This window comes from Nocardia sp. NPDC003269 (assembly GCF_042888005.1).
Classification (GTDB): domain Bacteria; phylum Actinomycetota; class Actinomycetes; order Mycobacteriales; family Mycobacteriaceae; genus Nocardia.
In genome coordinates, this window is record NZ_JBIAPA010000002.1 from 1108826 (window position 1) to 1134496 (window position 25671).

General features: G+C 70.2%; 24 protein-coding genes and 2 pseudogenes. 20 read left to right on the plus strand and 6 right to left on the minus strand.

Translation table 11 applies throughout. The annotated features are described in order from the left end of the window. Positions 1 to 6 precede the first annotated feature (6 nt). The 10 genes and pseudogenes from ACFYWJ_RS15460 to ACFYWJ_RS15505 all read left to right on the plus strand — a co-directional run bounded on the left by ACFYWJ_RS15460 (position 7) and on the right by ACFYWJ_RS15505 (position 9379). On the plus strand, positions 7 to 456 hold the full coding sequence (locus ACFYWJ_RS15460) for a nuclear transport factor 2 family protein (RefSeq protein WP_355277691.1): 450 nt from the start codon (positions 7 to 9) through the stop codon (positions 454 to 456). Between the two features lie 175 nt (positions 457 to 631). Further along, positions 632 to 1669: a recombinase RecA gene (recA, locus tag ACFYWJ_RS15465; protein WP_189024126.1), complete on the plus strand. Its 1038-nt coding sequence runs from the start codon at positions 632 to 634 to the stop codon at positions 1667 to 1669. 420 nt (positions 1670 to 2089) lie between these two features. Next, positions 2090 to 2632: pseudogene (locus tag ACFYWJ_RS15470) on the plus strand (regulatory protein RecX); the annotation flags it as partial. A gap of 300 nt (positions 2633 to 2932) precedes the next feature. Then, positions 2933 to 3091: pseudogene (locus ACFYWJ_RS15475) on the plus strand (recombination regulator RecX); the annotation flags it as partial. A 414-nt stretch (positions 3092 to 3505) separates the two neighbouring features. Further along, positions 3506 to 4156 (plus strand): ABC transporter permease, encoded by a 651-nt coding sequence (locus ACFYWJ_RS15480; protein ID WP_355277857.1) that lies wholly within the window; start codon positions 3506 to 3508, stop codon positions 4154 to 4156. Continuing rightward, positions 4149 to 5321: an ATP-binding cassette domain-containing protein gene (locus tag ACFYWJ_RS15485; protein WP_355277685.1), complete on the plus strand. Its 1173-nt coding sequence runs from the start codon at positions 4149 to 4151 to the stop codon at positions 5319 to 5321. The genes ACFYWJ_RS15480 and ACFYWJ_RS15485 overlap by 8 nt, the downstream gene beginning before the upstream one ends. Further along, complete coding sequence (locus ACFYWJ_RS15490) at positions 5318 to 6085, plus strand: ABC transporter permease (RefSeq protein WP_355277682.1); 768 nt, start codon at positions 5318 to 5320, stop codon at positions 6083 to 6085. The genes ACFYWJ_RS15485 and ACFYWJ_RS15490 overlap by 4 nt, the downstream gene beginning before the upstream one ends. After that, the gene (locus ACFYWJ_RS15495) at positions 6082 to 7050 is read left to right on the plus strand and encodes a glycine betaine ABC transporter substrate-binding protein (protein ID WP_355277680.1); all 969 of its coding nucleotides are present in this window, start codon (positions 6082 to 6084) and stop codon (positions 7048 to 7050) included. The genes ACFYWJ_RS15490 and ACFYWJ_RS15495 overlap by 4 nt, the downstream gene beginning before the upstream one ends. Positions 7051 to 7224: 174 nt before the next feature. Continuing rightward, complete coding sequence (locus ACFYWJ_RS15500; RefSeq protein WP_355277678.1) at positions 7225 to 8085, plus strand: 3-hydroxyacyl-CoA dehydrogenase; 861 nt, start codon at positions 7225 to 7227, stop codon at positions 8083 to 8085. A gap of 100 nt (positions 8086 to 8185) precedes the next feature. Continuing rightward, complete coding sequence (locus ACFYWJ_RS15505) at positions 8186 to 9379, plus strand: transposase (protein ID WP_355277675.1); 1194 nt, start codon at positions 8186 to 8188, stop codon at positions 9377 to 9379. Positions 9380 to 9623: 244 nt separating this feature from the next. On the opposite strand, the gene ACFYWJ_RS15510 is transcribed toward ACFYWJ_RS15505, so the two are convergent. The 4 genes from ACFYWJ_RS15510 to ACFYWJ_RS15525 all read right to left on the minus strand — a co-directional run bounded on the left by ACFYWJ_RS15510 (position 9624) and on the right by ACFYWJ_RS15525 (position 12875). After that, positions 9624 to 10517 (minus strand): amino acid ABC transporter permease, encoded by an 894-nt coding sequence (locus tag ACFYWJ_RS15510; RefSeq protein ID WP_355277672.1) that lies wholly within the window; start codon positions 10515 to 10517, stop codon positions 9624 to 9626. Continuing rightward, complete coding sequence (locus ACFYWJ_RS15515) at positions 10514 to 11185, minus strand: amino acid ABC transporter permease (RefSeq protein WP_355277669.1); 672 nt, start codon at positions 11183 to 11185, stop codon at positions 10514 to 10516. The genes ACFYWJ_RS15510 and ACFYWJ_RS15515 overlap by 4 nt, the downstream gene beginning before the upstream one ends. A 92-nt stretch (positions 11186 to 11277) precedes the next feature. Beyond that, positions 11278 to 12114, minus strand: coding sequence for a glutamate ABC transporter substrate-binding protein (locus ACFYWJ_RS15520; protein WP_355277667.1), 837 nt, complete (start codon positions 12112 to 12114; stop codon positions 11278 to 11280). 32 nt (positions 12115 to 12146) lie between these two features. After that, the gene (locus ACFYWJ_RS15525; protein ID WP_355277854.1) at positions 12147 to 12875 is read right to left on the minus strand and encodes an amino acid ABC transporter ATP-binding protein; all 729 of its coding nucleotides are present in this window, start codon (positions 12873 to 12875) and stop codon (positions 12147 to 12149) included. Between the two features lie 223 nt (positions 12876 to 13098). On the opposite strand from ACFYWJ_RS15525, the gene miaB reads away from it, so the two are divergent. Together miaB and ACFYWJ_RS15535 are read left to right on the plus strand one after the other, a co-directional pair. Further along, positions 13099 to 14640, plus strand: coding sequence for a tRNA (N6-isopentenyl adenosine(37)-C2)-methylthiotransferase MiaB (gene miaB / locus ACFYWJ_RS15530; RefSeq protein ID WP_365006895.1), 1542 nt, complete (start codon positions 13099 to 13101; stop codon positions 14638 to 14640). Positions 14641 to 14777: 137 nt separating this feature from the next. Then, complete coding sequence (locus ACFYWJ_RS15535; RefSeq protein WP_355277665.1) at positions 14778 to 15356, plus strand: hypothetical protein; 579 nt, start codon at positions 14778 to 14780, stop codon at positions 15354 to 15356. 51 nt (positions 15357 to 15407) lie between these two features. On the opposite strand, the gene ACFYWJ_RS15540 is transcribed toward ACFYWJ_RS15535, so the two are convergent. Continuing rightward, positions 15408 to 16787, minus strand: coding sequence for a DUF349 domain-containing protein (locus ACFYWJ_RS15540; RefSeq protein ID WP_355277663.1), 1380 nt, complete (start codon positions 16785 to 16787; stop codon positions 15408 to 15410). 263 nt (positions 16788 to 17050) lie between these two features. Here ACFYWJ_RS15540 and ACFYWJ_RS15545 point away from each other — a divergent pair, with 263 nt between their 5' ends. The 7 genes from ACFYWJ_RS15545 (at position 17051) to ACFYWJ_RS15575 (ending at position 23963) form a co-directional block, all read left to right on the plus strand. After that, on the plus strand, positions 17051 to 17824 hold the full coding sequence (locus ACFYWJ_RS15545; protein ID WP_355277661.1) for a hypothetical protein: 774 nt from the start codon (positions 17051 to 17053) through the stop codon (positions 17822 to 17824). Continuing rightward, positions 17821 to 18768, plus strand: coding sequence for a tRNA (adenosine(37)-N6)-dimethylallyltransferase MiaA (gene miaA / locus ACFYWJ_RS15550; RefSeq protein ID WP_355277660.1), 948 nt, complete (start codon positions 17821 to 17823; stop codon positions 18766 to 18768). Before ACFYWJ_RS15545 ends, miaA begins: the two co-directional genes overlap by 4 nt. Before the next feature lie 8 nt (positions 18769 to 18776). Then, positions 18777 to 19601 carry a TrmH family RNA methyltransferase gene (locus ACFYWJ_RS15555; RefSeq protein WP_355277654.1) on the plus strand — a complete coding sequence of 275 codons (825 nt, stop codon included), beginning with the start codon at positions 18777 to 18779 and terminating at the stop codon, positions 19599 to 19601. A 43-nt stretch (positions 19602 to 19644) separates the two neighbouring features. After that, positions 19645 to 20535: a diaminopimelate epimerase gene (dapF, locus tag ACFYWJ_RS15560; protein ID WP_355277852.1), complete on the plus strand. Its 891-nt coding sequence runs from the start codon at positions 19645 to 19647 to the stop codon at positions 20533 to 20535. Between the two features lie 163 nt (positions 20536 to 20698). Then, positions 20699 to 22129 (plus strand): GTPase HflX, encoded by a 1431-nt coding sequence (hflX, locus tag ACFYWJ_RS15565; protein WP_355277849.1) that lies wholly within the window; start codon positions 20699 to 20701, stop codon positions 22127 to 22129. 142 nt (positions 22130 to 22271) lie between these two features. Then, positions 22272 to 23129 carry a lysophospholipid acyltransferase family protein gene (locus ACFYWJ_RS15570; RefSeq protein WP_355277651.1) on the plus strand — a complete coding sequence of 286 codons (858 nt, stop codon included), beginning with the start codon at positions 22272 to 22274 and terminating at the stop codon, positions 23127 to 23129. 90 nt (positions 23130 to 23219) lie between these two features. Further along, positions 23220 to 23963 (plus strand): pirin family protein, encoded by a 744-nt coding sequence (locus tag ACFYWJ_RS15575; RefSeq protein ID WP_355277649.1) that lies wholly within the window; start codon positions 23220 to 23222, stop codon positions 23961 to 23963. A 19-nt stretch (positions 23964 to 23982) separates the two neighbouring features. On the opposite strand, the gene lexA is transcribed toward ACFYWJ_RS15575, so the two are convergent. Continuing rightward, the gene (lexA, locus tag ACFYWJ_RS15580) at positions 23983 to 24699 is read right to left on the minus strand and encodes a transcriptional repressor LexA (RefSeq protein WP_355277648.1); all 717 of its coding nucleotides are present in this window, start codon (positions 24697 to 24699) and stop codon (positions 23983 to 23985) included. A gap of 230 nt (positions 24700 to 24929) precedes the next feature. Here lexA and ACFYWJ_RS15585 point away from each other — a divergent pair, with 230 nt between their 5' ends. Next, entirely contained in the window at positions 24930 to 25577 is a 648-nt protein-coding gene (locus ACFYWJ_RS15585) for a hypothetical protein (RefSeq protein WP_355277647.1), read from the plus strand. Positions 25578 to 25671 lie beyond the last annotated feature (94 nt).

Genomic DNA, 25671 nt, shown 5'->3' on the forward strand with positions numbered 1-25671 from the left:
TCCCCCGTGCGACCGCCACTGCCACCCTTCGACCTCGAATCCGCGCGCGCCAAGGTGCTCGCCGCCGAAAACGCCTGGAACACCCGCGATCCCGAGCGGATCGCCGCGGCCTACACCGAGGATTCGGTGTGGCGCAACCGCGACGAGTTCTTCACCGGCCACGCCGCGATCGTCGAGTTCCTCACCCGCAAGTGGTCCACCGAGAACGGCTACGCCCTGCGCAAGGACCTGTGGGCCTTCCACGACAACCACATCGCCGTGCGCTTCCAGTACGAGTGGCACGACGAGACCGGGCAGTGGTGGCGCAGCTACGGCAACGAGCAGTGGGAGTTCGCGCCGGATGGGCGGATGGCGCGGCGCGAGGCCAGCATCAACGACGTGCGGATCGACGAATCCGAGCGGCGGATCTTCGGGCCGCGCGCCGAGGGCGACGATTCGGTGCTGCCGCAGCGGTGACGGCGGGGTCCGCGGTGTGTGATGTGCGCCGGGTTTGCGGGTCCTCGCGTGTTGCCGGGCGCGTCGCTTGACTCGAATGGGTGTTCGACTAATCTGAGCGCCAGAACTTGTCGGTGCCGGCCTCTACTGTGGGCGCCAACCAGAGAGACACTCACCTCGAGAAGGGGACCACATCATGGCACCGCAGGCCTACGATCGCGACAAAGCGCTGGAGCTGGCGCTGGCGCAGGTGGAGAAGAGCTTCGGCAAGGGCGCGGTCATGCGCCTGGGCGAGGAGGCCCGCCAGCCCATCTCCGTCATCCCGACCGGCTCCATCGCGCTCGATGTCGCGCTCGGTATCGGCGGGTTGCCGCGCGGTCGCGTCGTCGAGATCTACGGCCCGGAATCCTCGGGTAAGACCACGGTCGCGCTGCACGCGGTGGCCAACGCCCAGGCCGCCGGCGGCGTCGCCGCGTTCATCGACGCCGAGCACGCGCTGGACCCCGACTACGCCCGCAAGCTGGGCGTCGACACCGACGCGCTGTTGGTCTCCCAGCCCGACACCGGTGAGCAGGCGCTCGAGATCGCCGACATGCTGGTGCGTTCCGGCGCCATCGACATCATCGTCATCGACTCCGTCGCCGCCCTGGTGCCGCGCGCCGAGATCGAGGGCGAGATGGGTGACAGCCACGTCGGTCTGCAGGCCCGCCTCATGAGCCAGGCGCTGCGCAAGATGACCGGTGCGCTCAACACCTCGGGCACCACCGCCATCTTCATCAACCAGCTGCGCGAGAAGATCGGCGTCATGTTCGGCTCGCCGGAGACCACCACCGGTGGTAAGGCGCTGAAGTTCTACGCTTCCGTGCGCCTGGACGTGCGTCGCATCGAGACCCTCAAGGACGGCTCCGACGCGGTCGGCAACCGTACCCGCGTGAAGGTCGTCAAGAACAAGGTGAGCCCGCCGTTCAAGCAGGCCGAGTTCGACATCCTCTACGGCCAGGGCATCTCCAAGGAGGGCTCGCTCATCGACATGGGCGTCGAGCACGGCTTCATCCGCAAGTCCGGCTCCTGGTACACCTACGAGGGCGACCAGCTGGGCCAGGGCAAGGAGAACGCCCGCAAGTTCCTGCTGGAGAACACCGACGTGCGCGACGAGATCGAGAAGAAGATCAAGGAGAAGCTGGGCATCGGCGCCGACCTGACCGCCGAGGCCGACGCGCCCGCCGACTTCTAGCCGATGGGCTCGCCGACCTCCGGCGGCCGGGCGCCCCGCGACGCGGTGGATCCGGTCGAGGACATGCGCAGGCAGCTGGCCCGCCTCGGCATCGAGGTGGCGCCGGAACCGCCGCAGCGGCGAGACCGTCACCGCGACAGCGCGGACACCGAACTCGTCCGGTCGGCTCGGGCACACCGGGCCGAACTGGACGCCAGGGGAATTCGGTCGGGTGCGGGCGATCCGCAGCGCGCGCACCCGACCGGATTCGCCGATCATGATCAACCACACGATTCCGCTGCGCGGATCGGGGATGATCATGAAGAGTGGGGGAGCGGGGCACGGCCCCGTGGCGCCCGGCGCGGACGGAAGTCCGGCCGGCGCGAGAAAGACTCCCTGTCGACCGGCGTCGGTGGTGACGACGGGCGGCAGGTGGATCCGGTGGCGGCCGGATCCCAGCCGGGAGAGCCCGACAGGCGGGCCGGCACACGCCGGCTCGCCCCGGGCGACCGTCCGAAGGCGACTGTCGACCAGGCCAAGGACGCCTGCCTGAATCTGCTGGCCGTGCGCGCCCGCAGCCGGGCCGAGCTGGAGAAACGCCTCGGGGAGAAGGGCTTCCGGCTCGAGGTGACCGCGGCCGCGCTCGACCGCCTCGCCGAAGTCGGCCTCGTCGACGACGGTTCCTTCGCCGAACAGTGGGTGCACGAGCGCCATACGTACTCCGGCCGCGGAAAGCGCGCTCTACAGCGCGAACTGCGCGACAAGGGCGTCGCCCCCGCCGAGGCCGAGAACGCGCTGGCCCGCGTCACCGACGACGCCGAACGCGCCCGCGCCACCGACCTGGTGCGCCGCAAACTGACCACCCTGTCCCGAGACCTGGACCGCGACAAGGCCGTCCGCCGCCTCGTCGGCATGCTGGCCCGGCGCGGCTACGACCAGTCCACGGCGTTCGCCGTCGTCACGGCCGAGCTCGCCGAGGCAGGCTTCGAACAGGCACCCCCGCGGCCGCGCCGGGTGTCCGGGCCCGATGCGGGCGCGACCGGACCGTCCCACGATGTCCGGCGACTCGAACGACCGGAGGGCGATCCGTCGGGCCACGCCGACAGTGAGACCGAGCCGGGCACGGACGGCCGAGACGAGGGCATCCCGCGCCGAGACCGCTCCCGATGGTCACGCGCGGTCAGCGCACGGGCAGACAGCGAATCACCCGACGACAGCGCCGACCCGGACCTGGTGCCCGACCGACGCGCACCGCGCCGCCCGGTGCCCGGCGACGAGCAAGCCGCCGCCGACCTGGTCCGCCGCAAACTCCGCAGCATGCCCACCGATCTCGACCGCGCCAAGGCCACCCGCCGCCTGGTCGATATGCTCGCCCGCCGCGGCTACAGCGCCTCCATCGCCTACACGGTCGTCAAAGCCGAACTGGCCGAGGCTGATCGCTGAGTCAGGTGCCGAACGCTCTGAGCGCACCGCCCGCGCGAGGACACCGAGAAGGTGGTGGACACCCGGAATGCGCAGTCCGCGCGGGGAACACCGAATCACGCGGGTGTCCCGGTGCCTCCGCGTGCGGTCGTCCGACTCGGCGCGCCGCGGGGGTCCGCTCGACGACCGCGATGCCGGAGCACTGTCGACCGCGGCGGCGAGCCGGTGCCGCGCGGCCTGTGACGAGAACCGCCCCGGGTCGGAGGCGCGGCGCGTAGGATGATTCGGCGCCGGTGAAACATGGTTTCGCGCAGGCGGATTCGAGCGTCGCAGGCTGCGGCGGGGGTGTGGTGACGGGGTGTTTCACCCGAGGTCGGGGTGGGCATTCCGGGGGACAGGGCCCGGTGTGGCCGCCGAACTACGGGGAGGTGGACCCTGGACGCGTTGTGGTCGTTCGTGGTGAACCGGCGCGAGCAGCTGCTGGTCGATTCGTATCTGCACGTGTCGGCGGTGGTGCAGTCGCTGGCGCTGGCGACGATCGTCGCGGTGCTCGTCGGGGTGCTCGTGTGCCGGAGCCCGCTCGGCTCCGCGGCGGCGACCGCGAGCGCGGGGGCGATCCTCACCGTCCCGTCGTTCGCGCTGCTCGGCCTGCTGATCCCGTTCCTCGGCCTCGGGGTCGGGCCGACGATCGTGGCGCTGGTGCTGTACGCGCTGCTGCCGATCCTGCGCAATACCGTGCTCGGGCTGGCGTCGGTGGATCCGGCGGTGATCGACGCCGCGCGCGGTGTGGGGATGAACCGGCTGCGGCTGCTGACCGCGATCGAGCTGCCGCTGGCGTGGCCGTCGATCCTGGCCGGGATGCGGGTCAGCACCCAGATGATCATGGGCATCCTGGCCCTGGCCGCGTACGCGAAAGGCCCCGGCCTCGGCAATCTCATCTTCTCCGGGCTCTCGCGCCTGGGCAGCCCGAACGCGGTGCCGCAGGCACTGACCGGAACCGTGCTCATCGTCGTGCTCGCACTCGCGCTCGACGGCGTCCTGATGCTGCTCGGCCGGCTCACCATCTCGAGGGGAATTCGTGACTGACACCGACACCACCACCGGCACCGCCGCGGTCTCCGGGGTCGAGATCGTGCTCGACCGGGTCACCAAGCGCTATCCCGACCAGCCCGATCCGGCGGTCGAGGAGGTCAGCATGACCATCCCGGCCGGGGAGATCGTGGTCCTGGTCGGGCCCTCCGGGTGCGGCAAGACCACCACCATGCGGATGATCAACCGGCTGATCGAGCCCACCTCGGGCACCGTCACCATCGGCGGCCGTGACGCCGCCGCCATCGACGCCGACGAATTGCGCCGTGGCATCGGCTATTCCATCCAGCAGGCCGGGCTGTTCCCGCACCTGACCGTCGCCAGGAACATCGCCACGGTGCCGGGTCTGCTCGGCTGGGACCGCAAGCGCACCCAGGCCCGCGTGGACGAGATGCTCGGCCTCGTCGGCCTCGACCCCGCCGTGTACCGGGGCCGCTATCCGCGCCAGCTCTCCGGCGGGCAGCAGCAGCGTGTCGGGGTGGCCAGGGCGCTGGCGGCCGATCCGCCGGTCCTGCTGATGGACGAGCCGTTCGGCGCCGTCGATCCGATCACCCGCGCGCTGCTCCAGGACGAATTGCTGCGCCTGCAGGGCGAACTCGGCAAGACCATCGTCTTCGTCACCCACGATTTCGGCGAGGCCGTGAAACTCGGCGACCGGATCGCCGTCCTGGGCGACCGGTCCCGCATCCTCCAGTACGACACCCCGGCGGCGATCCTGGCCGCCCCCGCCGACGACACCGTCGCCGGATTCGTCGGCAACACCGCCACCATCGACCGCCTCGGTCTCGCCGTCCTCGCCGACCTGGACCTGGACCAGGGCATCGCCGTCCCCGAGGACACCGCCCCGGCCGACCTCACCGACCGCCTGCGCACCGCGCGGCAGGACTGGGGCATCGTCCTCGCCGCCGACCGCACCCCGGCCCGCCGGATCGCGGCGGGCGAACTCGCGCACGCGGATTCGCTGCGCGACCTCGGCACCCCGATCCGGACCACACTGCCCACCGACGCGACCCTCCAGGACGCGCTCGCGATCCTGCTCACCGAACGCACGGCCTCGGCCGTGGTCGTCGACGACACCGGCGCGTTCGCGGGCGTGGTCACCGTCGACACGCTGATCAGCCACCTGGCCGCCGCCGGGACCGCCGAGACGGTCCAGGCATGACCGCGAACGCGCCCGCCGCACCCGCCGCGCAGCGGCGCGCCGAATTCCTGCGGCTGCTCGTGCAGCCGGTGATCGTGCTGATCCTCACCGTCGGCGTGCTGGTGTGGGCGTTCCGGCGCGACCTCACGCTCACCCAGCAGGCCAGCATCAGCGCAGGCAACATCGCCGAGGTCACCTGGCAGCACATCCTGATCACCGCGGCGGTGGTGATCATCGTCGTCGCGGTGGCGGTGCCGCTGGGCACGCTGCTCACCCGGCCCGGCTTCCGCGGGTTCGCGCCGATCTTCGTCGGCATCGCCAATATCGGGGCCTCGGCGCCCGCCATCGGCCTGATCGTGCTGTGCTACCTGGTCACCCGCACCACCGGATTCTGGGTGGGGGTCGCGCCGATCGCGTTCTGCTCGCTGCTGCCGGTGCTGCGCAACACGATCCTGGGCTACCAGGAGGTCGACCCGGCGCTGGTCGACGCCGGTCGCGGACAGGGGATGTCGGCGGTGCAGGTGTTGCGGCGCATCGAGTTCCCGCTCGCGGTGCCCTACATCCTGGCCGGGCTGCGCACCTCGCTGGTGCTGGCCGTCGGCACCGCGACGCTGTCGTTCCTGGTGAGCGCGGGTGGGCTCGGCATCCTCATCGACACCGGCTACAAGCTGCGCGACACCGTCACCCTGACGGTGGGCGCGGTGCTGGCCGTGGCCCTTGCCCTGTTCGTCGACTGGCTGGGCGCACTGGCCGAACAGTTCCTCGGACCGAGGGGGTTGCGGTGAGGATCACCCGATGGCTCGGCGTGGCCGGGGTGCTGCTGGTGGCGAGTTGTGGTCTGCAGTCGGGCGGTTCGGTGCCGCTGCCGGTGGGACCGGGCAGCATCGTGGCCGTGCCCGCGCTCGACGGGGTTGCGGTCACCGTGGGCTCCAAGGACTTCACCGAGGCCAACATCCTCGGCTACCTGATCGAATTCGCGCTCACCGCGGCGGGCGCGAACGTGCGTGACCTGACCAATATCCAGGGCTCCAACAGCCTGCGCGACGCCCAGTTGCACGGTCAGGTCGACATCGCCTACGACTACACCGGCACAGGCTGGATCAACTACCTGGGCAACGAGACACCCGAACCCGACGAGGTGCGCCAGTTCGAACTCGTCCGCGACGCCGACCGCGCCGAGCACGACATGGTGTGGGCCGCGATGGCGCCGATGAACAACACCTACGCCCTGGTCACCAGCAGGCGCACCGCCGAGGAGACCGGGGTGCGCACGCTGTCGGACTACGCGGCCCTCATCGCGAAGGACCCGGCCGCGGCCGGTACCTGCGTCGGCACCGAGTTCAACGTCCGCCAGGACGGCTACCCGGGGATGGCCCGCAAGTACGGCATCGATGTCGGCGCCGTGCCGAAACAGATCGTCCAGGACGCGCTCGTCTACCAGGCGACGGCCGACGCGAAGCAGTGCCGGTTCGGCTCGGTCGCCGCCACCGACGGCCGCATCCCGGCGCTGGATCTGGTGCTGCTCGACGACGACCGCGGCTTCTTCCCCAAGTACAACGCCGCGCTGGTCATGCACGGCCCGTTCGCCGACGCGCACCCAGAGGTCGCGTCGATCATGGCGCCGATCTCCGCCCGCCTGACCAACGCGGTGATCACCGAGCTCAACCGCCAGGTCGATATCGGCGGCCGCGAACCGGCCGACGTCGCGCGCGACTGGATGGTTGCGGAGGGACTCGTCACCGCGGGCTGACCCACCGCGGCGGTTTGCCGAACTGTTACCGGCGTCCGCCCGGGATGTCCGAAACGCGGGACTTCTTCACACCACGCGCTCAGCTTCCCGGGCCATGATGGACGGCGGTGGAGACACCGGCAACCGAAACGCGGAGCGGCGTGGGGGTCCGCTTCCCGACTGGGAGGATGACGCATGACGATCGAATTCCGCAAGGTGACCGTCCTGGGGACGGGGGTGCTCGGATCCCAGATCGCGTTCCAGACCGCCTTCCACGGCTTCGAGGTGACCGCCTACGACATCGACGACAAGGCGATCACCGCGGCGCGTGCTCGATTCGACGAACTCGCCACGGTGTACCAGCAGGACGTCGACGGCGCCGACGCGAGCAACACCTCAGCGACCGCCGCGGGTATCACGCTCACCACCGATCTGGCCGTCGCCGCGAGCGAGGCGGACCTGATCATCGAGGCGGTGCCCGAGGTCCTCGAGATCAAGCGCGACCTCTACGGCAAGCTTGCGACGCTCGCCCCCGAACGCACCGTGTTCGCGACGAACTCCTCGACGCTGCTGCCCAGCGACATCGTCGACGCCACCGGCCGCCCCGACCGGTTCCTGGCGCTGCACTTCGCCAACCACGTCTGGAAGTTCAACACCGCCGAGGTGATGGGCACCGAGCAGACCGATCCGGCGGTGTTCCAGGCCGTGGTCGCGTTCGCGCGGGCCATCGGCATGGTGCCGATCGAATTGCACAAGGAGAAGGCGGGCTACGTCCTCAACTCGCTGCTCGTGCCGTTCCTGAACTCCGGCATCGAACTCGCCGCGGGCGGCTACGCCGAACCCGCCGCGGTCGACGAGACCTGGCGCATCGCCACCGGCGCCCCGATGGGCCCGTTCCAGATCCTCGACATCGTCGGCCTGAGCACCCCGTACAACATCCTGGTCAACGGCAACGACGCGCACAAGAAGCTCGCGGCCTGGCTCAAGGAGAACTACATCGACAAGGGCAAGCTCGGCGCCGCCACCGGGGAGGGGTTCTACCGCTACACCGCTTAGTCCCGCTCGACATCGCCGCCAACGGACAAAGGATGTCGGTTCTGCCAGAAGGCTCTAGCGTGATGTTCGTGGTGTCATAGACATTCGCTATTCTGCGGATGTGTGGCTTCGATACAGCTTCCGTCTGGACCCGACGCCCGGTCAGCGGATCGCGTTGGCACGGGCGTTCGGGTGTGCGCGTGTGGTGTTCAACGATGCTGTCGCCGCGCGCCGGGCCGCATACGAGGCGGGGGCACCGCTACCGACCGATGCTGAACTGTCGAAAGCGCTCACTGAAGCCAAAAGAACGCCCGACCGGGCGTGGCTGAAGGATGTATCGGCTGTTGTATTGCAGCAGGCGCTGACTGACGCCAATTCTGCGTACCGGAACTTCTTCGGCTCGATGTCGGGGACACGTAAGGGCCGTAGAGTTGGCTCACCCAGGTTCCGGTCACGCAGGGACTCCCGTCAATCGATCCGGTTCACTGCGAACGCTCGGTTCCAGGTGCTCGGCAACGGCAGGCTGCGGTTACCCAAGATCGGGGATGTGCCAGTGCGCTGGTCTCGGGTGTTGCCATCGGCACCGTCGAGCGTGACCGTGACGCTCGATTCGATCGGCCGATATCACGCCTCGTTCGTTGTGGATGTCGCTGACCAGATGCTGCCTGCCACCAAGTGCGAGGTGGGGATCGACTTGGGCCTGACCCATTTCGCGGTGACCTCGAACGGGAGCAAGATCGCCAACCCGCGGATCGGTCGCAAGGCCGCCGCAAGACTGCGCAGGGCGCAAAAAGGGCTGGCGCGGCGCCAGAAGGGCTCCGCCAACCGCGCCAAGTCGGTGAGCAAGGTCGCGAAATGTCATGCCAGGGTACGCGACACTCGTCGGAATTGGCTTCACCAGCTGTCGACCGCCATGATCCGCGAGAACCAAGCGGTCTATGTGGAAGACCTCGCTGTGTCTGGTCTTGTACGGACGAAGCTGGCTCGCTCGGTGCACGACGCAGGATGGTCGATGTTCGTGAACATGTTGGAGTACAAGGCGCGACGGCACGGTCGAGTGTTCGGGAAAGTCAGCCGCTGGTTCCCATCCACCCGGACCTGTTCAGCATGTGGCGAGGTCGGCGATACGAAGCCGTTGTGGGTGCGGGAGTGGACCTGTAGCTGTGGGGCGATCCACGATCGGGACGTGAACGCGGCGATCAATATTCTGGCGGCTGGACGAGCCGACAGTTCAACGCCTGTGGAGCCGGCGTCAGTCGGGGCCTCGGTTCCGCATTCGGCTGTGAAGCAGGAACCCGCCGAGAGCGCGGCATGAGCCGCCGCGCAGACCGGAGTCCCCGGCCTTCAGGGCGGGGAGGACGTCAAATCCAGAAGATCTGCAAACGGGCGGAGATGAGCCTGCCCGGGCCGGACTTCGTCCGCCACCGGTTGCTGAAGAAGCTCGACGACACCGAGATCGGGCCGCTGCTGCACGAGTTCGGCCTCCTCGGCGAGGACTGACGAACACACCGCGGGGCCCGATCCGTCCGGACCGGGCCCCGCGGTGTGTTGTCGTCGAGCTAGTTCTTGGTGATGTCCACGCCGGGCGCGGCGTCGGTGACGATCGAGTCGGCGGCGACCACGGCACCGCCGCCCTTCTTGCGCCGCGACCGCAGCCGCTTCTCCAGTGTGGTCGCCAGGAAGGTCAGTGCCAGGTTCAGCGAGATCATGATCAGCGCGACGACCATCAGCGCGGGGATGGTGTTCTGCTGCGCGGCACCCTCCTGCTGACCGGCGCGCACCAGCTCCACGTAGGTGATCTGGTAGCCCAGCGCGGTGTCCTTGAGCACCACCACCATCTGCGAGACCAGGGCGGGCAGCATCGCCGTGACCGCCTGCGGCAGCAGGATCAGGCGCATCAGCTGGGTCTTGCGCATGCCCAGCGCCACCGCGGCCTCGGTCTGGCCCTTGGGCAGCGACCGGATGCCCGCGCGCACGATCTCGGCGATGACCGAGGCGTTGTAGATGACCAGCGCGATGACGACCGCGGCCAGCGCCAGATCGTCGGACCGGAAGACCTTGTACTCGCCGAACACGGCGAACAGGAAGATCATCAGGATCAGCACGGGGATCGCCCTGGCCAGCTCGACGATCGCGCCCGCGATCCAGCGGACCCACTTGTGGTCCGACAACCGCAGGATGCCGAAGATCATGCCGAAGATCAGCGCGAACACGATCGAGATGACCGCCGCGGTCAGCGTGCCGCGCAGACCCGGCAGCAGGTAGGTCTCCCAGACACCCGCTTCCAGGAACGGCTTCCACTTCTCGGCGGTGAACTGGCCCTGCTCGGCGAACGCGTCGTAGAGCAGCCAGCCGAAGGCGGCCAGCGCGACGACGACCAGGACCGAGTAGAAGTGATGCCGGACGCGCGCGCGGGGTCCCGGCGCGTCGAACAGGACCGACGCTGCGCTCATCGGGCTACCTCGAATCGCTTGGCCAGCCAGCCGAAGAACAGGCCGGTCGGCAGGGTGAGAATGACGAACCCGAGGGCGAAGATCGCGCCGATCGCGAGCAGCGCGGCCTCGTTCTCGTTCATCTCGCTCATCAGGAACGCGGCCTCGCCGACGCCGATCACCGAGGCGATGGTCGAGTTCTTCGTCAGGGCGATCAGCACGCTGCCCAGCGGGGCGATGACCGCGCGGAAGGCCTGCGGCAGCACCACCAGGCGCAGGTTCTGCGCGAAGCCGAAGCCGAGCGAGCGGCCCGCCTCGGACTGGCCCAGCGGCACCGTGTTGATGCCGGCGCGCAGCGACTCGCAGACGAACGCCGCGGTGTAGACGCTCAGGCCGACGATCGCCCAGCGATAGTTGTTGTCCGCCAGCGAATCACCGGCCAGCTTCCAGCCCAGCGTGGTGTACAGGCCGAGCGAGCAGAAGACGATGATCAGCGTCAGCGGGGTGTTGCGGAAGATCGAGACGTAGACGGAGCCGACCCAGCGCGCGACCGGGATGGGGGACACGCGCATGCCGGCGACGAGGGTGCCGAGGACCAGCGCGCCGATCGCGGAGAAGAACGTCAGCTTGATGGTCACCCAGAAGGCGTCGAGGATTTCGGAGTCGTACCTCGAGATCAGGTCGAACACGGACGCGCGTCCTCCGATCGATGTGGAAGGGTCAGCAGGACTTCACCCGCGATGGCGGCCCGGGAAGTCCCGGGCCGCCATCGCGGAGGTGATCAGTAGCGGTCGACGGTCGGCGGCTGCGGGATCGCGAAACCGGTGCCCGCGAAGGACTTCTCCAGCGCGGCCTTCCACGAACCGTCGGCGATCATCGCCTCGATCGCGTCGTTGATCTTGGTGCGCGCCTCGGACTCGCCCTTCTTGATACCGATGCCGTACTTCTCGGTGGTGAAGGGCTTGTTGACGAGCTTGTAGGAGCCCGGCGACTGCGCGGCGTAACCGGCGAGGATGACGTTGTCGGTGGTGACCGCGTCCATCGCGCCGCCACGCAGCGCCTCGATGCACAGCGAGTACGTGTCGTAGGTCTGCAGCTGCGCCTGCGGGTACTTGTCCTTGATGTTCTGCGCCGGGGTGGAGCCCTTGACCGAGCAGACCTTCTTGCCCGCGAGCGAGTCGGGGCCGGTGATATCGGTGTTGTCGGCGCGCACCAGCAGGTCCTGGCCGGCGATGTAGTACGGGCCGGCGAAGTCGACCTTCTCCTTGCGCTTGTCGGTGATCGAGTAGGTCGCGACGACGTAGTCGACCTGACCGTTCTCGAGCAGCGTCTCGCGCTGCGCCGACGGCGACTCCTTGAAGGTGATGTTCTCCGGCTTCACGCCGAGCTTGTCGGCGACGTACTTGGCCACCTCGACGTCGAACCCGCTGTAGGTGCCGTCGGTGTTGCGCAGGCCGAGGCCCGGCTGGTCGAACTTGATGCCGACGGTCAGCTTGCCGTCCTTGGCGTGGTCGAGCACCGACCCCTCGTCACCGCCGCCGCAGCCCGCGGTGAGCGTGGCAGCCAATGCCAGTGCCGCGGCGCCGATTCCGACCCGCATCGCACGATTGATCCTCATCGAGTGTCCTTCTCCTGGTGATGGGTGGATGGTCAGTGACTGAGAATTTTGCCGAGGAAGTCCTTGGCACGGTCCGAGGCGGGCGCGGTGAAGAAGGTCTCGGGCGCGGTGTCCTCGACGATCTCGCCGTCGGCCATGAACAGCACGCGGTCGCCGGCCCGGCGGGCGAAGCCCATCTCGTGGGTCACGACGAGCATCGTCATGCCCTCCTTGGCGAGCGAGACCATCACCTCGAGCACCTCGTTGACCATCTCCGGGTCCAGCGCCGAGGTGGGCTCGTCGAAGAGCATGACCTTCGGGTCCATCGCCAGCGAGCGGGCGATGGCCACGCGCTGCTGCTGACCACCCGAGAGCTGCGCCGGGTACTTCTCGGCCTGGTTGGCGATGCCGACCCGGTCGAGCAGGGCGAGCGCGTTCTTGCGCGCGTCGTCCTTCTTGATGCCGCGGACCTTCAGCGGCGCGAGCATGACGTTCTCGAGGATCGTCTTGTGCGCGAACAGATTGAACGACTGGAACACCATGCCGACCTCGGCGCGCAGCGCGGCCAGCGCCTTGCCTTCGGCGGGCAGGGCGACACCGTCGACGGCGATGTCGCCGGAGTCGATCGGTTCGAGCCGGTTGATCGTGCGGCACAGGGTGGACTTGCCCGAGCCCGAGGGGCCCAGGACGATCACGACCTGCCCGCGCGGAACTTCCAGGTTGATGTGGCGCAGAACGTGGAGATCACCGAAGTGTTTGTCCACGTTGCGCATCGAGATCATCGGCGGCGCGCCAGCAGTGGCTGCGGCGTCGGCTTTCCCGGTCGCGGGTGCGGCGTCGTCGGTCATGGTCAGAAACCTTAGGCGTTCTTCGGAGATTTGCCCGGCTTTCCGTGACTCGCCGCAACGGCACGCCGAAACGACACCGGCCGGTAACCTGCCGGTACCACGGGCGACTCTCGGACGCGACGCAGACCACCGCGGGTGCGGCCCGTACCCTGGACGGGTGGATTCGAACGGACAGAACGCGACGGAGCGCGCGCAGACGCAGGCGCGCAGTTACGAGGTCCGCACCTTCGGCTGCCAGATGAACGTACACGACTCCGAACGCTTGTCCGGCCTGCTCGAAGACGCGGGTTATGTGAAGGCGGCGCCCTCGGACACCCCCGACCTGGTGGTGTTCAACACCTGCGCGGTGCGCGAGAACGCCGACAACAAGCTCTACGGCACCCTCGGGCACCTGGCGCCGGTCAAGCAGGGCAGGCCGGGCATGCAGATCGCCGTCGGCGGCTGCCTGGCGCAGAAGGACCGCGAGACCGTCGTGCGCAAGGCGCCCTGGGTCGACGTGGTGTTCGGCACGCACAACATCGGCTCGCTGCCGGTGCTGCTCGAGCGGGCGAGGCACAACGAGGAAGCCCAGGTCGAGATCCTGGAATCGCTCGAGGCGTTCCCCTCGACGCTGCCCGCCAAGCGGGAATCGGCCTATGCGGGCTGGGTGTCGATCTCGGTGGGCTGCAACAACACCTGCACCTTCTGTATCGTGCCCGCGCTGCGCGGCAAGGAGGTCGACCGCCGCCCCGGTGACGTGCTCGCCGAGGTACAGGCGCTGGTCGACCAGGGTGTGCTCGAGGTGACGCTGCTCGGCCAGAACGTCAACTCCTACGGCGTGAACTTCGTCGACCCGGAGCAGCCGCGCGATCGCGGGGCCTTCGCCCAGCTGCTGCGCGCGACCGGGCAGATCGAGGGCCTGGAGCGGGTGCGGTTCACCTCCCCGCACCCGGCCGAGTTCACCGACGACGTCATCGAGGCGATGGCGCAGACCCCGACCGTGTGCCCGCAGCTGCACATGCCGCTGCAGTCCGGGTCGGACCGGGTGCTCAAGGCGATGCGCCGCTCCTATCGCAAGGAGCGCTTCCTCGGGATCATCGACAAGGTGCGCGCCGCGATGCCGCACGCCTCGATCACCACCGACATCATCGTCGGCTTCCCCGGGGAAACCGAGGAGGACTTCCAGGAGACCCTGGACGTGGTGCGCCGCGCGCGGTTCACCAGCGCCTACACCTTCCAGTACTCCAAGCGGCCGGGGACACCCGCCGCCGAGCTGCCCGACCAGCTGCCCAAGGCCGTCGTGCAGGAGCGCTACGACCGGCTGATCGCGCTGCAGGAGCAGGTCTCGCTGGAGGCCAACCAGGCACTGATCGGCACCGAGGTGGAGCTGCTCGTCGCCGACGGCGCGGGCAAGAAGAACGCCGCCACCGCCCGGATGAGCGGCCGCGCGCGCGACGGCAGGCTGGTGCACTTCCGGCCCGGCGCCGACGCGGGGATCCGGCCGGGCGACCTCGTCGTCGTCGACATCACCGAGGCCGCGCCGCACCACCTGATCGCCGACGGCGTGGTGAAGTCGCACCGGCGCACCAGGGCGGGCGACGCACACGAGCGCGGCGTGACGCCGAAGACCGAACCGATCGGCGTCGGCCTCGGGCTGCCGCGGATCGGCGCGCCCGCGGTCGAGCCGGTCAGCAGTGGCTGCTCGACCGGCTGCTCGTGACCGCGACGCCGGAGGAACCCGAACCTACTACCGGACGTAGTGGGTCGGGTGCCGGTGGTGCGGACGGGGATGGCACAGTAGAGCCCGGCGCACACGAGACCAGCAACGAGCAGCCTGCGGACAGGAGCGATGACGCGGTGAACCGGGTGGACGACAAGGAATTCGAACAGTTCCGCGGCGAACTCGACGCGGTGGAACGCCGCATCGCCGGCGAGATCGATCCCGGCGCGCGGGCGCTGGTCGTGGCGGGCGCGGTCTTCGCGCTGCTGATCTCGCTGGTGCTGCCGACGGCGGGCACCGCGCGCGGCTTCGACGTGCTGCTGAACACCGAGGCCGCGGGCGTCGAGCACATCGGCCTGCCCTCCCGGATCTTCGTCTGGCTGGTCATCGTCTTCGGCGTCGGCTTCTCGCTGCTCGCGCTGACCACCCGCCGCTGGGTGCTGGCCTGGCTGGCCTGCGCCGGTTCGGCGGTCGCCAGCGTGTTCGGCGTGCTGTCGATCTGGCACCGGCAGACCCCGGGCCTGGGCAACTACGAGGGCGCGGGCCCCGGCATCGGCCTGATCCTGGGCACGATCGCGATCATGGTGCTCACCTTCCACTGGATTCGCGTCGTCTGGAGCCGGACCGCCGTGCAGCTCGCCGCCGAGGAACAGCGCCGCAACGCCGCGCGCGAGGCGGAGGAACGCGACCGCAAGCGCCTGACCGGCGAAGAGTAGCCCCCGAACGAAGAAACCCCCGACCGGACCGGTCGGGGGTTTCTTGCTGTCTCAGCGGTTGCTGACCGCGCCTTCGGCGGCCTCGGCCCATTCCCGCCACTGCTTGGCCTGCTCGAGCGCCTTCTCCGCGTCGCGCTTCTTGCCCGCCGCGGTGGCCTTGGCGGCCTGCTCCTCGAACTGGGCGACCCGCTCGCGGAACTGCGCGGCGCGCGCCACGGCCTCCGGATCGGTGCGGCGCCACTGCTGGTCGGCCGCGTCGCGCACGCGCTTCTCGATCGCGCGCAGCTTGCCTTCCAGCTCCTGCATGCGCTCGCGCGGCACCTTGCCGATGGCGTCCCACTTGTCCTGCAGTTCGCGCAGCGCGTTGCGGGCGGCGTCGAGCCCGGTGGCCGGGTCGATGTGCTCGTAGGCGCGCAGCAGCTCCTGCTTGGCGGTGGCGTTGTGCTCGAACTCGGCGTCGCGCTCGGAGACCGCCGCGTTGCGGGCGGCGAAGAACACGTCCTGGGCGCTCTTGAACCGCCGCCACAGCGCCTCGTCGGCCTCCCGCGGGGCACGGCCCGCCGCCTTCCACTCGGTGAGCAGATCGCGGAACACCGCGGCCGTGCCGGTCCAGTCGGTGGAGCCGGACAGCTCCTCGGCGCGCACGCACAGCTCTTCCTTGCGCGTCTTGGCCGAGGCGCGCTCGCGGTCGAGCTCGGCGAAGTGCGCGCCGCGGCGGCGGTTGAACGCCTCGCGGGCCTTGGAGTAGCGCTTCCACAGGGCGTCGTCGACCTTGCGGTCGACCCCGCGGATGGACTTCCACTCGTCGAGGATCTCGCGCAGCCGATCGCCCGCGTGCTTCCACTGGGTGGACTCGGCGGCGATCTGCTCGGCCTCGGCGGCGAGGGCTTCCTTGCGCTCGGTGTGCTCGTGCCGGGCGCGCTCCTTCTCCTCCTTGGCGTGCGCGGCGGCTTCCTCGGAGTGCTCGGCGATCGCCTGCAGGCGCGCGGCCAGACCGTCGATGTCGCCGATGACGGCCGCGGTCGGCAGCGACTCGGCGATCGTCAGTGCGGCGGCCTTGGTCTTGCGGGCGTCGGCGCCCGCGGCCAGCCTGGCCTCGAGCAGCGCGACCTCGGTGGCCAGGTCGTCGAAGCGGCGGCCGAAGTGCTCGAGCCCCTCGGCAGCGTCGCCAGCCTGCCAGGACCCGATGACCCGCTCGCCGTCGGCGGTCTTGACCCACGCGGTGCCGTCCTCGTCGACGCGGCCCCACTTGCTGGGGTCGGTCACCGTCGGCACGACCACCGCGTGCGGATGCGGTTGATCGGGGCCCGGCGCCGGTTTCACGGCGTGGGGCTTCGGCGGACGCGGAGACTTTCCGCCGGGCTTGGGGGTACCGGACGGTCGCGGGCCCGGACCGGGGGTGGGCTTCGCGGTTCCGTTGCTGTCGGTCATTGCTCTCCGTCCCTGCCGCGCGTCACGGCTGCCTGGTTACGCCCTAGCACATCCCATTGAACCCGGTCGGAGCCGAGGAAACCATCGATCCGAGCGATCGGATGCCGGATTTCCTGGGATTTCGTCCCGGACGACGTGGGTAGTCGCACCTGAAAACACTAGCAATCTCGGTGGGCATCACCGCGCCGGACACTCGCAGACGCCTCCCTCGTCGCGGTGCGGCTGGTGCGGCCCCCCACCCGCGCTCCGGCTACGGTTACCCGGTGTTCTCGATAGCGGCCCTGGTCCCGTCGCCGCCGATGCTGGTGCCCGAACTGTGCGGGCGCCCGGTGGCGGCCGACAGTGATCCCGACGACCCGACCGCGGTGCTGCGCGCCGCCGCCCTCGACGCCGCGGCCGCGCTCGCCGCGTCGGCCGACCGCTGGACGGTCCTCGGCGTCGGCGCGCACGACCAGAACTTCGCGGCCACGACCAGAGGGACGTTCCGCGGTTTCGGCGCCGACGTCGTCGTCGGGCTCGGCCCGGCGGGCCCGGATCCGGTCCCAGCAGACCCCCAGCTTCCGCTGCCGGTGCTGGTCGCCGGATGGTTGCGCGAGCGGGTCGCGCCCGGGATCTCGGTGACGGCGCGGCTGCTCGCCGCCGACACCGCGCCGGCGGACTGCGTCAGCGCGGGCACGGCGCTGCGGGCCGCGCTCGACGCCGATCCCGCCCCGCACGCGGTGCTCGTCGTCGCCGACGGCGCGGCGACGCTGACCTTCGGCGCGCCCGGCTATCTGGACGAGCGCGCGGCACCGGTCCAGGACGCGCTCGACGCCGCGCTGCGCGACGGCTCGCGCAGCGGTCTGGCCACGCTCGACCCCGCGCTGTGCGCGCAGCTGCTGCTCGACGGCCGGGCCGCCTACCAGGTACTCGGCGGTCTGTTCGCCGCCGATCCGGCCGATCCCCGGGTGCGTACCCTCTATCAGGGCGCACCCTATGGTGTCGGCTACGACGTGAGCGTGTGGGAACCCGGTGGGCAGGAAGGTAGCGGCGAGTGACGAGCAGGCCGGGGCGCCCCATCGCGGTCGTCGGCCCCACCGCCACCGGCAAGTCCGATCTGGCGCTCGACCTGGCCGAACGGCTCGACGGCGAGATCGTCAACATCGACGCGATGCAGCTCTACCGCGGCATGGACGTCGGCACCGCGAAACTGCCGCCGGACCAGCGCCGGGGCATCCCGCATCATCTGCTCGACGTCCTCGACGTCACCGAGACCGCGACGGTCGCCGCCTACCAGAGCGCCGCGAGCGCCGTCGTCGCGGACATCACCGCGCGCGGGCGCACCCCGGTCATCGTCGGGGGCTCGATGATGTACGTGCAGGCGCTGCTGGACCAGTGGGATTTCCCGGCCACCGACCCGGCGGTCCGCGCCCGCTGGGAGACGCTGCTGGCCGAGGGCGGTGTGGTGGCCGTGCACGCCGCGTTGCGCGCGGCCGATCCGGTCGCGGCCGCCACCATCCTGCCCACCGACGGCAGGCGGATGGTGCGCGCGCTCGAGGTCGTCGAGCTGACCGGGCAGCCGTTCGCCGCCTCGGCGCCGACCATCGGCACGCCGCGCTGGGACACCGTCATCCTCGGCGTCGACCGGGAGACCGCCGCGCTGGACGCCCGCATCGAGGCCCGCACGGCCCTCATGTTCGACACCGGTCTGGTCGAGGAGGTGCGCGGGCTGCTCGAGGTCGGCCTGCGTGAAGGCCAGACCGCCCGTCGCGCGATCGGCTACGCCCAGGTGCTGGCCCATCTCGACGGTGAGTACGACCTCGCCCACGCCCGCGAGCGCACCCTGATCGGCACCCGCCGGTACGTGCGCAGGCAGCGGTCGTGGTTCCGCCGCGATCCCCGGGTGGCCTGGGTCGACGGCGCCGATCCCGAGCTCGCCGCGACCGCGCTGGCCCTGCTCTCCACGCACCGAACAGACCCGACAGGACGGACAGCGCAGTGACGCGACGAGTGAGTACCCGCAACGCCTCGGTGCAGGTGTGGCAGGCCTATCTCAACAACCGGACGAAACGTCATCGTGACGGCCGGTTCCTCGTGCAGGGCGTGCGACCGATCACCCAGGCGCTGGCCAACGACTGGCCGCTGGAGACCCTGCTCTACCGGCTGGGCACCCCCGAACTGTCCAGCTGGGCGCGCGAGGTGCTCGACACCGCCGACGTGCCGCAGGTCGGGCTGGTGCCCGAGCTGATGGCCGAGCTGGGGGAGAAGGCGGCGAGCGTGCCGGAGATCGTCGCGGTCGCGGTGTCGCGCCAGCCGGACCTGGCCGAGTACGCGCCGGGCGAACCGGGCGAGGACGCGCCGGTCGTGGTCGTGTTCGATCGCCCGAACTCGCCGGGCAACCTGGGCACGCTGATCCGCTCGGCGGACGCCTTCGGCGCGTCGGGCGTGATCGTCACCGGCCACGGCGCCGACCAGTTCGACCCGCAGGCCGTGCGCGCCTCCACCGGCTCGCTGTTCGCGGTCCCGGTGCTGCGCGCGGCCGGGCCCGCCCAGGTGCTCGAGTTCCGCGACCGCCAGGTGGCCCGCGGCATCCCCACCCGCATCGTCGGCACCGACGAGGACGCGCCGAGCACCATCTACGACTACGACTTCACCGAGGCCACGATCCTGGTGGTCGGCAACGAGACCACCGGGATGAGCTCGGCCTGGGCCGAGGCCTGCGACGACCTGGTGACCATCCCGATGGGCGGCACCGCCAGCTCGCTGGGCGCGCCGTCGGCGGGCGCGATCAGCCTGTACGAGATCGCCCGCCAGCGGCGCACCTTCGCCCGGTAACGCGGCACCCGGCGGCACAGGGGAGAATGACGACGTGTCCGACATCGAATTCAGCAAAGGCCACGGCACCCAGAACGATTTCGTGGTGCTGCCCGACCCGCAGGTCCGGCTCGACCTGACCGTCGACCGGATCGCCGCGCTGTGCGATCGGCAGCGCGGTCTCGGCGCCGACGGCGTGCTGCGGGTCGCGACGGCGGGCGCGCTGGTCGAGGCGGGTGTCCTCGCCGCCCTGCCCGCGGGCGTCGCCGCTGCCGACTGGTTCATGGACTACCGCAACGCCGACGGCTCGATCGCCGAGATGTGCGGCAACGGTGTGCGGGTGTTCGCGCACTACCTCGCCGCGTCCGGGCTGGAATCGCGCACGGAGTTCGTGGTCGGCAGCCGCGCGGGTGCCCGGCCGGTCGTGGTGCACGCGGCCGGACCGGTCGACGGTGAGGTCACCGTCGACATGGGCGTCGTCCGGGAACTCGGGCCGTCCACCGCCACCCTGGGCGGCTGGGCGCTGTCGGGTATCGGCATCGATGTCGGCAATCCGCACCTGGCCTGCGTCGACGAGGGACTCACCGCCGACGCGCTGGCCAAGCTGGATCTGGCCGTCTCGCCCGGTTTCGATCCCGACCTGTTCCCGCACGGGGTCAATGTCGAGATCCTCACCGCTCTCGGCCCCGACAACGCGGTCGACATGCGCGTCTACGAACGTGGCGTCGGCGAGACCCGGTCCTGCGGAACGGGAACCGTGGCCGCCGCGGCCGCCGCGCTGACCGCCGCCGGAGTCTCGGTGGGCACCGGATCCGGCGACGTGACTGTGCGGGTACCCGGCGGCGAGGTCCGGGTCACCGTCGAGCGGGGCCGGGCCTGGTTGCGCGGTCCGTCGGTGCTGCTGGCCACCGGCACGCTGTCGCGGGACTGGTGGGACGCGCTGGAGCGCCGATAACCGGATGCACGGTGTCACCGTGACGTGGCAGCATAGAGGGCGTATGACGAAACCAGAAACCCCCACAGACCCCCACTCGACCGAGCACACCGCCGCGGCCGAGCCCGACGTGGCCGCCGATCGCGGCGACGTCGACGACGCGCTGGCCCGCCACGCGGCCCGCATGCGGCAGCCCGGCTGGTCCCCCGAACCCACCGTCGGCGAGATGCAGCTCGACGAGCGCTCCTCGCTGCGCCGCGTCGCCGGACTGTCCACCGAACTCACCGACATCACCGAGGTCGAATACCGGCAGCTGCGCCTGGAACGGGTCGTGCTGGTCGGGGTGTGGACCACCGGCAGCTCCGCGCAGGCCGAGGCGAGCATGGTCGAGCTGGCCGCGCTGGCCGAGACCGCGGGCTCGGAGGTCCTCGAAGGCCTGATCCAGCGCCGCGACAAGCCCGACCCGGCCACCTACATCGGTTCCGGCAAGGCCGAGGAACTGCGCACCGTGGTCCTCGAGACCGGCGCCGACACCGTGATCTGCGACGGTGAACTCACCCCGGCGCAGCTGACCGCGCTGGAGAAGGTCGTCAAGGTGAAGGTCATCGACCGCACCGCGCTGATCCTCGACATCTTCGCCCAGCACGCCACCTCCCGCGAGGGCAAGGCCCAGGTCGCGCTGGCGCAGATGGAGTACATGCTGCCCCGCCTGCGCGGCTGGGGTGAGTCGATGTCGCGGCAGGCCGGTGGCCGCGCGGGCAGCAACGGCGGTGTCGGTCTGCGTGGTCCCGGTGAGACCAAGATCGAAACCGACCGTCGCCGCATCCGCGAGCGGATGGCCAAGCTGCGCCGGGAGATCCGCGAGATGAAGACCGCGCGCGACACCATGCGCGCGCGCCGCGCCGGCAGCGGCGTCCCGGCGATCGCGATCGTCGGCTACACCAACGCGGGTAAGTCGAGCCTGATGAACGCGCTCACCGGCGCGGGCCTGCTGGTGCAGGACGCGCTGTTCGCCACCCTCGATCCGACCACCCGGCGGGCCGCGCTCGACGACGGCCGCGAGATGGTGTTCACCGACACCGTCGGCTTCGTCCGGCACCTGCCCACCCAGCTGGTCGAGGCGTTCCGCTCGACGCTGGAGGAGGTCACCGGCGCCGATCTGCTGCTGCACGTCGTCGACGGTTCCGATCCGCTGCCGCTCGAGCAGATCAAGGCGGTCCGCGAGGTGATCACCGACGTGATCAAGGAGCAGGGCACCGCCGCGCCGCCGGAACTGCTGGTGGTCAACAAGATCGACGCGGCCGACCCGAACGAGCTCACCCGGCTGCGCGGGCTGCTGCCCGACGCGGCCTTCGTCTCGGCGCAGACCGGCGCCGGGGTGGAGGAGCTGCGCGAGCGGCTCTCGGAGGTGCTCGGCGGGCTCGATGTCGACATCAGCGTGCTGCTGCCCTACAGCCGCGGCGATCTGCTGGCGCGCATCCACGCCGACGGCCGGATCATCACCTCCGAGCACGAGGAAGGCGGCACCAGGGTCCGCGCGCGGGTACCGCACGCGCTGGCCGCCGCCCTGTCGGAATACGCGCATTCGGGCCCGGCGGAGGCCGTCCCGAACTGATCCGACCAGCGGGGTTTGCCGCGAGATAGCGGTCAACGTCGATGCGACACAGCCATTTTCGGGCGCTATGGTCGATTGTCGACAGCAGGAGGGTGTTATGTCGAATGACCAGCGGGGTCCAGGAATTGTGAACGAGAACAGGGTGGGATCGGTCGAGCAGGGCGACCGGATCCTCTCCGACAACGCGCCGTTGAATCCGACGCCGAGCGAGTGGGAGATCCGCGCGTTCGAAGCGGTGTTCGCGCCGGTGCGCGCGTGGGCGAGTCCGCGGTTCTACGGTCTGGAGAACATCCCGGCCGAGGGGCCGGTGTTGATCGTGGCCAACCACAATCTGCTCGGCGGGATCGACGCGCCGTTGCTGATGCCGGAGATCCTGCGGCAGCGCGGACGTTTGGTGCGCGGCCTGGCCGAGCACGTGCTGATGGTGCCCGGCGTGCGGGAGATCCTGCATCGCTTCGGCGCGGTGCGCGGCACCCGCAACAACTGCCTGGCGCTGCTGGAGCGGGGCGAGGCTGTGGTCGTGTTCCCCGGTGGCGGCCGGGAGGCGATCCGCCGCAAGGGTGAGAAGTACGTGCTCAAGTGGGAGGGCCGGACCGGCTTCGCGCGGATGGCGATCCAGGCCGGGGTGCCGATCGTGCCGCTGGCGATGATCGGTGTCGACGACGCGTTCGACATCGTCTTCGACGGCCAGCACCCGGTGATGCGCCCGCTGCGTTGGACCTGCAGCCTGCTCGGCATCAACCCCGAGCTGAATCCGCCGATGGTCAAGGGCATCGGCCCGACGCCGCTGCCCCGCCCGGAACGGTTCTACTTCTCGGCGGGCGCGCCGATCGACCCGGCGCCCTGGCTCGAGGCCGACGACCTCGACGCCGCGGCCATCGATCTGCGCGATGTCGTGCGCAAGGGGCTCGAGGAAGAACTCCAGTTCCTGTTCAACGAACGCGAGCGCGACTCGGGCCGCACTCTGATCGGTCGCCTGCGCGGCGCCCTGCCCTTCTGACCTTCGCCGGCCGGCGCCGTGGAATGCCCGCGGCGCCGCCCGCGTTACCCGCTATGCGGACCATAGTCCGGATGACGGAAGGTGACGACGATGGCGACGGTGCAGGTACAGGTGGTCCCGGGCGCGGAACGCGCGCACTGGTGGAACGCCTGGCTCGACTCCCGGCAGTCCTTCCCGGCGACGGGCAACTTCGTCCTCGAGGACAACGCGCACGGGCTGCTGCTGGTGCACAACGAGGACATTGTCGGCCCCGGTGAGGGCTTCGACACCCATCAGCACCGCGACACCGAGATCCTCACCTGGGTCCTGGAGGGCACCGTGGTGCACCAGGACTCGGCCGGGCATTCCGGGGTGATCCATCCGGGCCTGGCCCAGCGGATGAGCGCGGGCACCGGCATCCGGCACTCCGAACGCAACGGCGCGGGCTACCGGGAACGCGAGCGCCTGCACGTCGTGCAGATGTGGATCCCGCCGGACACTCCCGGCGCCGGGCCGAGCTACCAGGAACTCGACATCGAGGACGCGCTGCGCCGCAACACCCTGATGCCCGTCGCCTCCGGCATGCCGCGCCACCGTGCCGACGCCGCGATCGGCATCGGCAACCGGCACGCCACCTTCCATGTGGCGCGGCTGGACCCGGGACACTCGATCGCCGTGCCCGACGCGCCCTACGGGCACGTCTTCGTCGCCCGCGGCTCCGTCGACTTCGAAGACCACGGCGCGCTGGCGCAGGGCGACGCCGTGCGCCTGACCGCCACCGGCGGCCACCGCGTCACCGCGCTGACCGCCGCCGAACTGCTGATCTGGGAGATGGACGCGGCCGTGCGCGACTGAGCGCGCGCGGGGCCACGGTTCAGATCTTGCGGATGACGGTGACGACCTTGCCGAGAATTTGCGCGTCGTTGCCCGGAATCGGTTCGAAATGCGGGTTGTGCGGCATCAGCCACACGTCCTTGCCGGTGCGCTTGAACGTCTTCACCGTCGCCTCGCCGTCGATCATGGCGGCCACGATGTCGCCCCCCTCGGCGACGTTCTGCTGCCGGACCACGACCCAGTCACCGTCGCAGATGGCCGCGTCGACCATGGACTGGCCGACGACCTTGAGCAGGAACAGCGAGCCGTCGCCGACGAGCTCGCGGGGGAGCGGGAAGACGTCCTCCACGGCCTGCTCGGCCAGAATCGGTCCACCGGCGGCGATCCGGCCGAGCACCGGAACGAACGTCGGCGTCGGCCTGCTCGCGTCGACCTCGTCGGGCGCGTCGACGGGCAGGGTGGTCACCGAGCGGACCGCCTCGTCCAGGCCTCGAACGTTCACCGCGCGCGGACGATTCGGGTCGCGGCGCAGATACCCCTTGCGCTCGAGCGCGCGCAGCTGATGCGCCACCGAGGAGGTGGAGGTGAGCCCGACCGCGTCGCCGATCTCGCGGATGCTGGGCGGATAGCCACGCTCGGTCACCGAGGTGCGGATGACGTCGAGGACCGTGCGCTGACGCACGGTGAGATCCGCACCGGATCCCGATGTGACGGTGCCGGTAGCGCTTTCGTCACCCGTGTCGTCTGTGTGGGTCACCGTGTCCCGCCCTTCCGCTGGTCGATTTCGCCTTTCCGACGTTAGTCGTGCCACGCCGAAGTATCAAACATCTGTTCGAGCATGTCGGGCGTTTCGTGCTGACATCGCCTCCGCGGCGTGGTAGAAATCGAACATCAGTTCGTCGCACAGGTGTTCGAACAATGTGTGACACAGCGGCTTCACCAGCACTTCCTTCAGCAGCGGAGCACACCACCCCGGAGGTTCTTCCGATGAGCACAGCGACCAGCGCCCTGCGTTCCCACGACCACGCCGCCTACCCCGAGCCGATCGTCCGGCGTCGTCGCGACGCCCGTGCGCGACGGCCGTTCTCGCTCGTGCGCGGCGTCGGTGCCGGCTCGATTGTTCGTCGCCCCGCGCCGGTGCCGCCGCCGCTGGTGGCGCGTCCCGAGATCTCGCGCGGGCCCGCCACCGAGGTGTTCGCCGCGTACGGGACCGACGGTCTGGCCGCCGCTCGCGACGTGCTCGTCGCGGCGTCGGCGCGGCCGGTCGACGCCGAACTCGATCGCGCCTTCGCCACGGTGCCGCAGACGGAAGCGCCGCGCCGCACGCGCGAGCCCGCCCGGACCGAGCGGGGGCCGCGCCAAGCGGGCCGTCGCACCGACGCGGCGCTGTACGACCGCGTGCCCGGCGCTCGGCAGGCCAGGGGCGTGCATCCGGTGCGCCGGGTCGAACAGGCTCAGATCGGTTTCGCCGCACTGGCGGTGGCGGCCCTGGTGACGGCGATCGTCGTCGTGGCCTTCCTCGGTCTGGCACACCTGCGTGCCGGGAGCTTCGGTGATCGGTTCGAGCCGGCGAATCCCGGGATTTCGCAGTCGGTGGACGCCGGAACGGGTGGACTGTCCGGGACAGTCAACTAGATCGAAAAGACCTGGACAGAAAGGGTTTTCGGATCATCCAGGCGGTTCCGAAGATCAACGGCGTCGCCGAAAAGCGTCCCAGAACTAGAACGCG